This window comes from uncultured Draconibacterium sp., assembly GCF_913060805.1.
Classification (GTDB): domain Bacteria; phylum Bacteroidota; class Bacteroidia; order Bacteroidales; family Prolixibacteraceae; genus Draconibacterium.
Map to the genome: position 1 here is coordinate 124,433 of NZ_CAJXTC010000006.1, position 14,319 is coordinate 138,751.

7 protein-coding genes are annotated in these 14,319 nt (G+C 39.9%); all 7 read left to right on the forward strand.

What is annotated here, in order from left to right:
• Positions 1–3 precede the first annotated feature (3 nt).
• The 7 genes from QZ576_RS05345 to QZ576_RS05375 all read left to right on the forward strand — a co-directional run bounded on the left by QZ576_RS05345 (position 4) and on the right by QZ576_RS05375 (position 14,237).
• Positions 4–1,284 (forward strand): efflux RND transporter periplasmic adaptor subunit, encoded by a 1,281-nt coding sequence (locus tag QZ576_RS05345; protein WP_297094826.1) that lies wholly within the window; start codon positions 4–6, stop codon positions 1,282–1,284.
• A 174-nt stretch (positions 1,285–1,458) separates the two neighbouring features.
• Positions 1,459–2,157, forward strand: a complete 699-nt coding sequence (locus tag QZ576_RS05350) for an ABC transporter ATP-binding protein (protein ID WP_297094828.1) — start codon at positions 1,459–1,461, stop codon at positions 2,155–2,157.
• A gap of 163 nt (positions 2,158–2,320) precedes the next feature.
• Positions 2,321–4,669: an ABC transporter permease gene (locus QZ576_RS05355; protein WP_297094830.1), complete on the forward strand. Its 2,349-nt coding sequence runs from the start codon at positions 2,321–2,323 to the stop codon at positions 4,667–4,669.
• Between the two features lie 96 nt (positions 4,670–4,765).
• The gene (locus QZ576_RS05360) at positions 4,766–7,090 is read left to right on the forward strand and encodes an ABC transporter permease (RefSeq protein ID WP_297094832.1); all 2,325 of its coding nucleotides are present in this window, start codon (positions 4,766–4,768) and stop codon (positions 7,088–7,090) included.
• Between the two features lie 28 nt (positions 7,091–7,118).
• The gene (locus tag QZ576_RS05365) at positions 7,119–9,506 is read left to right on the forward strand and encodes an ABC transporter permease (protein WP_297094834.1); all 2,388 of its coding nucleotides are present in this window, start codon (positions 7,119–7,121) and stop codon (positions 9,504–9,506) included.
• A 63-nt stretch (positions 9,507–9,569) separates the two neighbouring features.
• Positions 9,570–11,903, forward strand: a complete 2,334-nt coding sequence (locus QZ576_RS05370; protein ID WP_297094836.1) for an ABC transporter permease — start codon at positions 9,570–9,572, stop codon at positions 11,901–11,903.
• Positions 11,904–11,933: 30 nt separating this feature from the next.
• Positions 11,934–14,237: an ABC transporter permease gene (locus tag QZ576_RS05375; protein ID WP_297094838.1), complete on the forward strand. Its 2,304-nt coding sequence runs from the start codon at positions 11,934–11,936 to the stop codon at positions 14,235–14,237.
• The last annotated feature ends 82 nt before the right edge of the window (positions 14,238–14,319 follow it).

The following is a 14,319-nucleotide window of genomic DNA, read 5'->3' on the forward strand; positions in this document are numbered from 1 at the left end:
TAATTGAAAAAAGTAAAGACCATAGATATGGGAATGGATAAAAAAATTGAAAAAAAGAAAGGCTTAAAAGCCAAGCACATTATTTGGATTGTTGGCGGATTGGCGTTTGCCTTTCTGTTGTACAAAGTCGTTTTGGGAAGCAGCGGTTCGGTGTTTCGGGCCGAGAAAGACAAGCTGACCATAAGTTCCGTAACCGACGGCGAGTTTAATGATTACATTACTGTAATTGGACAAGTGGAGCCGATTACTACCATTTTCCTTGATGTGGAAGAAGGCGGAAAAGTGGAAGAGATTTTCATTGAAGAAGGCGAGATGGTAAAAAAAGGTGACGTTATTCTTCGTTTGAAAAACAACGACCTGAACACCACCATTATGAACAGCGAGTCGAATATGGCCTACCATTCCAACGAACTTAGGAATACACAAATTGCCATTGAGCAGCAGCAAATCGGTAACCAACGTGCCAAGTTGCAGATCGATCTTCAGGTAACACAGGCCGAGCGAAAATACAAGCAATTTAAAGCATTGTACGACGATGACCTGATTGCCCGCGAGGACTATCTGCAAGCCAAAGAAGATTACGAACTGGCACTTAAAGAAAAGGAATTGACTTACCTGAAATTTGAACAGGACTCGATTTTCCGTGCCAACCAAAAGAAAAACATGGACGAGAGTCTGGACAATATGCGTGATAACCTGGCAATGGCGCGCCTGCGTTTAGATAACCTGAATGTAAAAGCTCCTGCCGACGGTCAGTTGGGCTTATTAAATGCTGAGATCGGGGAGTCAATCGCCCGTGGACAGCGAATAGGTATGGTGAATATTTTAACCGACTTTAAAATCAATGCGCTTATCGACGAGCATTACATCGACCGCGTTCGCCGTGGTTTGAATTCGTCGTTCGATCGCGGGGGTGAAAACTATAACCTTACCGTTAAAAAGGTCTACCCTGAAGTGCGCGAAGGACAGTTCGAAATTGACATGATCTTTGAAGGAGACAAACCGGATAACATTCGTACCGGACAAACATATCATACAAAATTACAGCTTGGTCAACCCGAAAAGGCGGTGTTAATTCCAAAAGGTGGTTTCTTTCAAAGTACCGGCGGCCAGTGGGTTTATGTGTTGAACGACAACGGAACGGAAGCCGAAAAACGCAGCATTCGTATCGGGAAACAAAATCCACAATACTACGAAGTTTTGGAAGGTTTAACACCGGGCGAGAAAGTAATTACTTCCAGCTACGATTTGTTTGGTGATAATGATCGGATTGTGTTTAAGTAAAAGCAGAGGGCGAATAGCTTTACCCCTCTGCCTTTCGGCATCTCCCCTCACGAGGGGAGAACGTTCTAATCTGTTTAGCAGAAAATAAGTTCAGAAAGCTTTTCCCTTTTTAAGGGAAAATGTCGACAGACAAAAGGGTAAAAAATACGAGTAGAATCAAATAACAAAAATATCATGATAAAGACAGAAAATCTTACAAAAGTATTTCGCACAGAAGAGGTGGAAACCAGTGCATTAAATGAGGTAAGTTTACACGTAAAAAAAGGTGAGTTTGTGGCCATTATGGGACCTTCGGGTTGTGGGAAATCAACCTTAATGAATATCATCGGGTTGCTGGATAATCCTACCAGCGGTAACTATTATTTCGACGGTTCGGAAGTTGGTCAGCTAAAAGAACGCAACCGCACTATGCTGCGCAAAGGAAACATCGGTTTTGTATTTCAGAGCTTTAACCTGATCGATGAGCTGAACGTTTACGAAAATGTGGAACTTCCATTGATCTATCTCAAACTAAAAGCGCGCGAGCGAAAAGAAATGGTAGAGAAAGTACTGGAACGAATGAAAATTGCTCACCGTGCGAAACACTTCCCGCAACAACTTTCGGGTGGTCAGCAGCAACGTGTGGCCATTGCCCGTGCGGTAGTTGCCAATCCGAAGCTTATTCTTGCCGATGAGCCGACAGGTAACCTCGACTCGAAAAACGGATTGGAAGTAATGAACCTGCTTACCGAACTCAATCGCGAAGGAACAACCATTGTTATGGTGACTCACTCGCTGCACGACTCAGAATTTGCCCACCGCGTTGTAAACCTGTTCGATGGTATGATCATTACCGAAGAGGTGAAAAAGGAAATGGGAGAAATCCTGTTGTAACAGGTTGAATATTGGGGCGTCAAAAAAAGTAATCCAGAGTGTCATTCTGAGCGGAGTCGAAGAATGTATGACATAAAATACATTCTTCGACTACGCTCAACATGACGTACTAATTATTTAATTTTTTTGAATAAGCCTGATTGACCATAAAATGATATCCGCCATGAAAAATTTACGATTTATATTCAGAATGTTTCGGCGAAATCCCTTGCTGGTTTTTGTAAACCTGCCCGGATTAGCCATCGGATTAAGTGCAGTATTGCTGTTGTCGGTTTACCTGAAACACGAGTTAAGTTACGACCAGCATTTTAAAACAAAAAACAATGTTTTAAGACTCTACAACGCAGTTTCCGAAGAAGGCAATATTACAAATTGGGGAATCTGTTTGCGCAGTTCTTACACTGAAATTCCGTCGAGAGTTCCGGAAATACAATCGGCCACACAAATTTACAGAGGATGGGGAACAACAGCGGAATACGAGAAACAAAAATTCCCCAACTTGCAATTGCTGTTTGCTGATAAGGATTTCTTCGATGTATTCGGATTGGAGTTAGTTCAGGGAAACACCAACGACGCTTTGGTGGGTGAAAACAACGTGGTAATTACCCGGTCAACTGCACTGAAAGTTTTTAACACCATTGATTGTGTTGGCAGGGTTTTGAATGTTTCGGAGGAGCCGGCTACAGTAACGGGTGTAATTAATGATTTACCCAATAACACGCACTTTAATTTCGATTTACTGGTGTCGATGCAGACGGTTCATCCCGAAAATTGGGGAGGGCTGGAACTTTATACCTATTTCAGAATTGATGAAAATGCTGACTTAGCTACGGTTGGCGAAAAAATTGCTGTTGCAAACAACGAGTTGATGAAACCATGGGGTGAACCGTTTAACGCGACTGTAGAAACCGGAACAGAACTGCTGGCAGATTTGCATTTGCATACCGTTGTTGATTTCGATCTTTCGCCAAAAGCCAATTTAACGCACGTGTTTATTATTGCCGGCATTGCCTTTTTGGTGCTGCTAATTGCCATGGTAAACTACATTAACCTGTATGTTTTGCATGGCGAAAAACGGATCGCCGAAATTGCCTCACGAAAATCGTTGGGAGCCACGCAAAGCACGTTGAGTCGTTTATTCTTTACCGAAACATCTGTGATCAGTCTATTATCGTTTGTGCTGGCGTTGGGATTAACAGCACTTGTTCAGCCTGCGTTTGCCTCATTAATGAAAAGCCAGATCGAGCTGTCGGACATGTTTTCCCTCTCCGGCATTTTATTGGTTTTGGCAATTCTAACAGTTTTAATCTTTGTTTCGGGTGCTTATCCAAGTTATTATTTGTCGAAATTAAATCTGGTAAATGCACTCAAAGGAAAATCAACTAAAGTTAAACGCAAAAGCACTTTGTCGCGCATTGCGGTTATTTCGCAGTTTTCCATTTCGGTTTTTCTCATTAGTGCGCTGGTAATTGTATTTGCCCAGGTGAATTATTTGAAAGAAGTACCACTTGGTTTTAATCCCGAGAATGTAATCGGCATTACCAACCTGAATAACGAGGTGCGAAGAAGTGCGTCGTCCATTGCTGATGATTTAACGCAACTGGCATTTGTAGAAGATGTAGCTTTTTCTGATCATGGCATGGGGCAGGGTTCAAGCGGACAGGGAATAAAAAAATATGGCGATCCTGGAAATTTGAATAGCGTAAATGAGTACCGGGTACATCCCGGATTTGCAAAAACCATGCAGTTGGAATTGGTTGATGGTCGTTATTTCAATAAATCGGAAGCAGATAGAAATGCGGTAATTCTTAACGAAGCGGCTGCAAAAATGTTGGGAGCTGATGTAAAAGTTGGGAGCTTGGTTCAAATGTTCAAAGAACCCTTAACGGTAATCGCCATTGCAAAAGATTTTTACTACATCGATCATCCCGGGGCTACCGTCGAACCTCTTGTTATTACAAACAAACCCAACAACGTAAATAACCTTTATGTGCGAACAAAAACCGGAAGCAATTCTGCTCAGCTGGCCCAAATTGATGAGGTAATTAAAAGTTATTCGCCGGAACTTATTGTTAGCAAGTTTCAGTTGACTGATGTTTACGCCAATAAATACACCAACGAAGAGCGTATGATAAAACTGGTTACTACCGGTGCCGGACTGGCGATCATCATCAGTTTTATTGGTTTAATGGCACTTTCGGTACTAAATGTAAACCGCCGGAAAAAGGAGATTGGAATACGGAAAGTAATTGGCAGTACCGAAACACAGGTTGTTCGTGAGCTGCTGAAAGAAACGTTTGTCCTCGTACTGATTGCCATTGTTATCGCTTTTGTTGGCACCTATTTTACCATGCATCAATGGTTACAACATTTTGTAAACCGCGTTTCCATTAGTCCTGTATACTTTCTGCTTAGTGCTGCATTTGCACTGTTTATAGCTTTTATGGCAGTGGGCTGGCAAAGTTGGCGGGCTGCTACGCGAAATCCTGTCGAAGCCTTACGGTATGAGTAAGGCGAAGATCCTCGATAGCAAAGCGTATCGGGATGAGGCGCTCAGATATGAATAATTAAACAAAACCAAATATAATCACCCTTACAATTAAATTTTATGAAGCATTATTTCTTAACGATTTGGAGTTCTATACGAAAAGCAAAACAAACCAACTTTTTCAATTTAATTGGCTTGTCTGTTTCGTTTGCTGCATTTGTATTATTGTCGATTTATTTGTGGAATGAATTTACTTTCGACCAGTACAATAAGAATTACAAGCAAGTATACATGCTTGAAATGAATTCGGATGAAAATGGAGAAAATGAATCGACTTATTTTCTGCCAAATCCGATGGCCGATTATTTTGCCGAGAACATTCCTGAATTGTCTACGCTTTGTTCGTTTGCCTGGGGAGCCAGTACTTATTCTTTGGAAAAGGATGGAGAAGCAAGCGTGAATCTTGCAACCAGGGCCGTTGATTCCACTTTTGCCCGGATGTTCGATTTGCAAATGAAGTTTGGAGACCTGAATACCTTGGCACAAAATGATGGAATTATTCTTTCTGAAACAGGAGCTAAAAGGTTATTCGGGAATGAAAATCCTGTTGGAAAAACCATCTATGCCAATTTTCAATCGCCGTTTGTAATTGAAGGAGTATTTTTTGATCTTCCGCAAAATAGTTCGTATCACGAATACGATGCTTTTTGCTCTTTCCCAACCGCTTCATGGGCAACCAATTGGTCGGAATATAGTTTTAATCACTATTACCAATTGCCCGAAAATGCTTCCTTGTCCGAGGTAATTCTTAAAATGAATGAATCGCAAGGTGTAAAAGATTGGAAAGAAAATTCGACCGAGGATTTTTCCTTTAGTTTGTTACCGATAAAAGAAAAACATTTTAATAACCAAATGGGTAGTGGGAACCTGCTTTTTACCCGCTCGCTGGTTGTAGTTGCCGCTTTGTTGCTATTTATGGCCTTTGTTAACTACCTGAATTTTGCCATTGCCAATGCTCCCAAACAGCGTAAAGCTGTCAATGTTCGTCAGGTTTTAGGAGAAACGAAAAAGCATTTATTGTTCTTAGCTATTTCAGAGTCGGTAATAATAATTACCCTGGCGTTTATTGGAAGTATCATACTGAGTTCTGTCGTGACTTATTTCTGGCCGGATATTTTTTCGTACGAATTTCATCTGAAAAATTACGTTTGGATTTTTGCCTTATGCTGGATACTGGTAGTTCTTTTAGGAGCTGTAATTGCTGTGATACCGGCCCGGATGAATGGAAATATGGCTCCGGCAAGGGCTTTAAGCGGAAATGTGCCGCAAGGTCAGCAACGTAATTTCACCGGAAAGGTTTTAACGGTTCTGCAATTCGGAATCTCTATTTTTCTGATTATTGGTGTGTTGTTTATTGAAAAGCAGGTTCGTTTTTTCAAAAACTACGACCTGGGATTTGATAAAGAAAACATTGTGGTCGTTGATATTACTCAGTCGATACAAGAACACGAAGATGCGTTTGTAAGTGAATTAGAAAAGAATGGTAATATCACGGACTATGCTTTTTCTCAATTTATACCCGGTGGAGTAGGAATGGGCTGGGGGCGTGACATTGATGGTAAGCGTGTTAGCTTCAAGTGCTGGCCGGTTGACGAGCGCTATATGAATTTTATGGGATTTGAGATTGTGGATGGAAGGGCATTTTCAGAGAATCTTAAGTCGGACGAAAATAATTTCATAATGAATGAGGCTGCCTTAAAAGATTTTGGCTGGGAAACCGAATATTTGGGCAAACAGATTCCGGGATTTGGCTTTAGCGGTACTTTAATTGGCGTTGTAAAAGACATGAAATATGCATCGTTAAGAGAAGAGGTTACACCCCTGGCATTTTGGCTCACCGAAACACGCCACAATAAACTAAGCGTAAAAATATCGGGGCAAAATGTTTCTAATACAATTGCACATATTAATAACGTTTATAGCCAATTCGAGAAAAAACGTACGTTTAATTATCGTTTTCTGGATGAACAGTTAAACAGTATGTACAAGGCTGAGGAGAGACAAGCTCAACTCATTTCTATATTTTGTATTATTTCAATCATCATATCTGTTATTGGAGTTTTAGGATTGGCAATTTTACTTTCAGAATACAGAATAAAAGAAATAGGAATACGAAAAGTAAATGGAGCCAATATAGGCGAAATTATAGCCTTGCTAAACAGTGGATTTATTAAGTCGATTTTAATTGCCTCAATTATTGCCTGCCCACTTGGTTATTACGCCATGAATAAATGGCTCGAAAACTTTGCCTACAAAACAACTTTGAGCTGGTGGATTTTTGCCCTGGCCGGAGCGTTAGCATTGGGAATTGCATTATTAACCGTGAGTTGGCAAAGCTGGCGGGCCGCAACTAGAAACCCGGTTGAAGCTTTACGATATGAGTAACTAAATAAATACACAAAGAATTTCCATAATGCTGAAACATTACTTAAAATACGCAATAAGAAATTTCCGAAGCAACCGCTTAATTTTTGCCGGAAGCATTCTGACTGTTTTCCTGTGTGCGCTTTGTATATCGTTACTATTTACCTACGTGCACAACGAGCTTACCATGGACGATTTTCATAAGCGCGAGAAAGATATTTACATGGTAACTTATAAAGATGCGCCTGAAAGTAAACCTGAAGTCTGGGAAGCAAGTTTGTTTTTTGATTTTGAATATGCCAAGTATCCTGAAGTTGAAGCGTATGTAACGCTGAAAAAGTATCAGAAAGGCGAAATAAAATTTACTTATAACGAGTCGTCGTTTTCTCCGGCCGGAATGGTAGCCGACAGTACATTCTTCGAAGTATTCGATTTTGAACTGGCACGGGGAGACAAAGAAAATGTAATGCATGATCCGGAAGCACTGATCTTTTCAAAAGAATTTGCTCGAAAGGTTTTTGGCGACGAAGACCCGATCGGTAAAAATGTTGTGGTAACAACCCACAATCAAAAACTATATACAGTAAAAGGAATATTGGCGGATATTCCATCCAATAGTTCTATGGAATTTGATTTTTTGATTCCTGACCATTCAATGCGATACAGCAGAATGGGAGGTGATTTTATTCTGGCCGGTAATGGTTTTAATAAGGCTGATTTCGCGGAGAAACTTAATCAGGTTGGGCAACAGAATGAACGCTATAAAGACGGTATTTCTGATGTTATTGCCTTTAATAAAATGTACTTTAACAATGCAGGAGTTGATACCATCGGAGTTGTTTCAAAACACGGCGATAAAAAGAGTATTCAAGTGCTTTGGGCAATCATGGGAGTAATTTTCCTGATTTCGTTGCTTAACTTCTCGAACCTTCAAATTATAAATATCAATTCATCGGTAAAGAATATAGGAATCAATAAAATTACAGGAGCCGGTAGCCGGCATATCTTTTATCAAAAGCTCTCTGAAATTGTTTTGCTGATTTTTATTGCAGCCGTTTTAATTACCATGACTTTTAAGGTAGTCGTTCCTTATTTTAATCAAATAGCCGGAGTGGACTTGAACCCATCAGTTTGGCAAATTTTTGTACTGAATGTTGTCGTTCTTTCAGCGTTGATTCTGGTGTCAATGGTATATCCGTCGCTGGTTTATCTGAAAATTCCGATTACAAACAGCTTAAAAGATCAGGTTTTTGGCACGTCGAAACTGGCCGGTAGAAATGTGGTTGCAACCGTTCAGTTTGCCCTGTCGTTTGTGTTGCTCATTGCTTCAATAGTTGTTTTCAGACAATTGGATTTGATGCTTGATAAAGACCTTGGGTTTACTGCCGAAAATACCATTTGTACCCAGATGTTTCATGAGCCGCATTTTGATGACGCAATGACTAATGAGGAGAAGAGACAAAAATATGATGCCTACCAAAATAGCTTTCAGTTTGTAAAAAATGAACTGGAAAGTAACAGTTCTGTAAAAGCCTTTTCGTTGGGACATGCCCCAATCGATCCTTTTGAAATGTCGTGGAAATTAAATGGTGGGACAAAAGATTATACAACAGAAAAATCGCTTACTGTAACTCCTGAATATGCAAACCTATTAGGACTTGAGTTAGTTGAAGGAAGGTTTTTTGATCGCGATATAGATAAAAGCCGCGATGAAAAACTGGTAATAAACGAAGCCGCGATGAAGTATTGGGGAATTACTGATATTTCAACACAACAAATATTAAATAAATCATGGTCAAGAAATGGGGGATACGAAATTATTGGCGTGGTTAAAGATTTTAATTTTGAGCACCTTTCAGTGCGTCCTCAGCCGCTGATGATCTTGTTTTTTGAAGATATGGAAGCTAACTTTCTGATTCAATTCGAGGAGGGAGCAACTCAATCGGGATTACAATTTGTGGAGGGACTTTTTACAAAAAACAATCCGGGCGAGGCATTTCAATACACTTTCCTCGCCGACGAAATAGAAACGCTCTACCAAAAAGAAAAACGACTGAGCCAGATTTACATCATCTTTACTATAATCGCCTTCCTGATTTCGGCAACCGGGCTGTTTGCCATTTCGTTGTACGATACCCGCAAACGAACCAAAGAAATTGGAGTTAGAAAAGTAAACGGGGCGAAAGTTTCGGAGATCCTGGCGCTGTTAAATAAAGACTTTCTGAAATGGGTAGCCATTGCCTTTGTAATTGCCTGCCCGATTGCGTACTACACCATGTACAAATGGCTGGAGAACTTTGCTTACAAAACCAACTTGAGTTGGTGGATATTTGCCCTGGCCGGAGTAATGGCTTTGGGAATTGCATTGTTAACCGTTAGTTGGCAAAGTTGGCGGGCTGCTACACGAAATCCTGTCGAGGCACTCAGATATGAGTGACGAAATCCCGACAGAATAGTCGGGGTCGAAGCACTTCGATACGAACAATTAAAAAAGAAAACTATGTTACGATTTAAAATAAAACTGGCATTCAGGAATTTGTTGAAGAATAAGCTGTATTCATCGCTTATTATTGGTGGGTTTGCCATTGGTTTTACAGCCTGTATTTTAATAGCCCTGTTCTACAGCGCGGAACACAATGTGGACAAACACTTTGCCCAACATGAACAGATTTACCGCCTTTATGATGCGAAGAAGAATGAATCGGGACTCGATTACAAAATCAACGCTGTAATTGCAGAGCATTACCCGGATGTTGAAAAAGCCTGTCCGCTCGGGTTCTCTTATTTCCCGATTACACTTAAAGACCCTGAAACACGAAATTACACACGCGTTGAGTACATCGTTTCCACCAATAATAACTTCTTCGATGTATTTTCAATACCCGTTTTATCCAGTTTGGAGGAAAAGCCTTTTAGTCAGCTAAATTCGGCAGTAATTACCGAGTCGGTGGCAAAAAAACTATTTGGTGATGAGAACCCGCTGGGTAGAACAATTAAAGAAGAATTCTTTACGGCAACGGTTACCGCAGTTATGCAGGATCTGCCGGATAATTCGAGTTTTAAAGCCGAATTACTGCTCAATAGCGAGAATGAAGAGTATCAGATGGCACAAGCGTGCAATAACGGCGTTTGTATATTTCCCGTCGAGCACTTTCTTCTGTTAAAAAATGAAATCGATTCTTATGATTTCTCAACAAAGATGAATGCCTCCATCGGGCAATTTAATACCACTACCGATAGCCTGGCCCTGCAAAGTTTATCCGATATTTATCTTTCTCCGACAAAATTGGGTTGGACCGATGAGCATACCAAAGGCAATTCAAAAATGCTGTACATTTTTATGGCAATTGCTATTCTGATTATTCTCCTTTCCAGCATTAATTACCTCAATTACACGGTTTCAATGCAGTATGCAAAAATGAAAGAAATTGGCATCAACAAAACCAATGGTGCCGGGAAACCACATTTGCTCATCGATTCGCTGATTGAAGTTACCTTAGGAATTTTAATTGCGCTGACTATTTCAGTGGTGTTGGTGTCGCTGCTTTTACCGTCAACCGGAACCTTATTTGGAAGAGAAATCCATCTTGCCGATGTTAATCTGCAACATTTGCTGCCAGTTGTTGTGGGTACCATTGTCGGCATTATTTTTCTGAACAGTTTAGCGCCTATTTATATTTTATCGCAGTTTAATATTACCGATTTTTTGCAGGGAGGACGGAGGAGAAATGGTAAGCAGTTAGGTAAACAGCTAATGCTTACTTTTCAGTTAACGGTTTCCATTGCCCTGATTGCGGTTGTGATGCTGATTTTTAAACAGCTACAATACGTAAAACATTATGATCTAGGTTTTAACGAAGAACATCTGTTGAGGCTTGAACTTCCGTGGCTGAGCAAAAATCAGACAGCATTACGAAATGAGTTCAGCAATCTTCCTTTTGTGGCAGGTAGCGCTTTGAGTAACGGTTATCCCGGGCACATTAATATGAGCATGGGAAGTGGGGTACAAGACGATGAATTTATGGTGGAATGTATTTACGTAACGGAAAATTTCCTGGAAACGATGGGCGTTCAGCTACTTGATGGGCGAAACTTTTTGGCGGGCGATAAAGGGAAGGCCTGTTTAATGAATGAAGCTGCAATAAAACGTTATGGTTGGGAAAATATTGATGGCAAAAAATTTAACAATGGAAGAGAAGGCGGCTACAATTTAGTGGGGACCGTGAATAACTTTAACGTGGAATCACTGCATTCTTCGCTAAGTCCGGTTGCTTTGATTTATGAATCCGACCGCGAGTATAATACGCTTTCATTGCGACTGATTCCCGGAAACGTTGGACAGCAAATTAGTGAACTTCGGAAAGTTTGGGGGCGCCTGTTACCGGACGATCCCATGGAATTTACTTTCTACGACGACCAGTTTCAGGCCATGTATGTAAAAGAAGATAAGTTGGCCAAATCCATTACTTTCTTTTCAATAATTGCAATCGTACTTACCTGCATGGGAATTCTTGGCCAGATTTTCCTGATCAGTCTGAACCGGACCAAAGAAATTGGTGTGCGCAAAGTGAATGGAGCAACCGTTTCTGAAATTCTGATTTTACTGAATAAAGACTTTGTGATTTGGGTAGTTGTGGCTTTAATTATTGCCTCTCCAATTGCGTACTACGCCATGAATAAATGGCTCGAAAACTTTGCTTACAAAACCACGTTAAGCTGGTGGATTTTTGCGCTTTCAGGAGTACTGGCTTTGGGAATTGCACTGCTTACAGTTAGTTGGCAAAGTTGGCGGGCAGCTACGCGAAATCCTGTTGAAGCACTTCGGTACGAGTAAATTAGAATTAAACTGTAAAAACGTTCGTCGATGTACACAATCCTAAAATCTTACTTTCGAAATTTTAAAAAGCAAAAGCTGATATACAGTATAACAATCGGTGGTTTTGCAGTTAGTTTGGCTGTTTTGGTGCTAATTGTATCATTTATCATCGAGGAAAAAAGTGTTGATAAGCATTACCCGCATATCGACAATATGTACCGGATAAAACAGTCCGATGAGAATCTGCAAATACCCAAACGGATTTACGAAGAAGTAATGGCACTTGCTCCCGAAATTGAAAACATGTGTATTCTCAATCGAAATGGTGTGTTGTACAATTACAACGATAAAAAAGATTGGACTACAGCACTGGCAACAGATGAAAATTTTTTGGATGTATTTTCAGTTGATATTGTTAAAGGACAAAAGGAGGATTTGTTTTTAGCAAAATCTGACGTGCTGATAACCGAAGAATTTGCCCAAAAAGTGTTTGGTGAGAAAAACCCGATAGGTGAAATTATAGAATTTGGTGATATGGAAGAGAAAGCGGTTAAGGCAGTAATCGCAACTCCCCTAAAAACAAGTTCATTAAAGTATGATGTCGTTTTTAATCTCGAACAAAATATTTGGAAATCTTACAGGGGATATAATGAGGAGAAATACTACTTGTATGATATGGTTTTCTATTTAAATCAAGCAGCAACTCCATCGGAAACTGAAAGTAAAATAAAAGATATCCTAAAATCATACGAGGGCTATGAACAAGCAGAGTTGATGATTCAACCATTTAAGGAAATTTATTTCGATAAGAGCAGGGGTGATAGTTATGTACATGCTAATGTAAATATGATCAAGTTGTTAGCAATAATCGCAATAATAATACTTGTGCTGGCAATATTCAACTATATAAATCTAAGCACAGCATTTAATAACGAGCGTTTTAAAGAAATATGTATTCGGAAAACATCAGGGGCAAGAACCAAAACCATCTTTTACCAGTTTGTAGGTGAGTCTTATATTGCTTTTTTAGTAGCCTTAATTTTATCGCTGGTAATTGCGAGCGTGTTGAGCCCAATTTTTGAAGAGTTGTTCAACCGCAAAATAGATCTTTTTGAAGCATTAAAACAACCTTCAGTCTTACTGGCCGTAGCCATCATTTTTCTTGTTATTGGTTTGATTTCAGGACTAATTCCTGCTTTGGTAGCTGCAAAGTTTAATCCGGTTGATTTGTTGCAGCGTAATATAAAGCTTAAAAATTCAGGTTTTCGGGGAGTTTATAATACAATTCAAATTTCGGTAACTGTAGCTTTAATTATTTGTTTACTCACAATTAATAAGCAAATAAGGTATGTAAAAACAAAAGATGTTGGTTTCGAGAAAGAGCTTCTGCTTGAAATTGGTTTGCAGGGAAAGGCCCGTGGAAAAGCAGATATCATTAAGGAAAAGCTTTTAAATAATCCACAAATTATTAACGTTTCCGGTACACACGGATTACCTTTTAGCATATATAGTTATGGATCAGGAAGCTGGATCAGCGATAGCGTGGAGTATGAAATTGATGAACTGGTGAGTATGAATACTGATACTTCTTTTCTTTCAACCTTTGGAGTTAATTTGGTTATGGGGCGTAATTTTCGTGTTACCGACAAAGAAGCTTGCATTATAAACAAAAAAACTTACGATTATCTGCAAATGAACACGATTGAAGGACAGGAAATTTGGGGTAAAAAAATTGTGGGTGTTGTTGAGGACTTTCATTTTAAGAATATGCATGAAGAGTTAGGTTACCTTCAAATGAATTATGTGCCGGATGAAGTTAGTCACCTTAATATTCGGATTGCAGGGAACAATTTGCAAGCAACATTAATGGATATTCAAAACACATTAAAGGAGTTTGAACCATCAATGACTAATAACCCCAGGTTTTACGACGATTGGATTAACACCATGTACCAGAAAGAAGAGCAACAGGCTAAGGCGATAAAAATCTACTCTCTAATGGCGCTGTTTTTATCGTGCCTGGGATTGCTGGGTATGGCCGAGTTTGCATCGGTAAAACGCACAAAAGAGATAGGCATCCGAAAAGTAAATGGCGCCAAAGTTTCCGAAATCCTTTCTATGCTGAATAAAGACTTTATAAGATGGGTGGTAATTGCCTTTGTGATTGCAACACCCGTTGCCTACTACGCCATGAATAAATGGCTCGAAAACTTCGCTTACAAAACGACACTAAGCTGGTGGATTTTTGCACTGGCCGGCGTGCTGGCTTTGGGAATTGCTCTGCTAACTGTTAGCTGGCAAAGCTGGCGGGCGGCTACACGAAATCCTGTAGAGGCACTCAGATATGAGTAACGAAATCCCGATCGAAGCATTACGGTATGAGTAATACAAAGTGGATCAAGGAAATTAGTAAGTTTAATATATTGAAAGATAA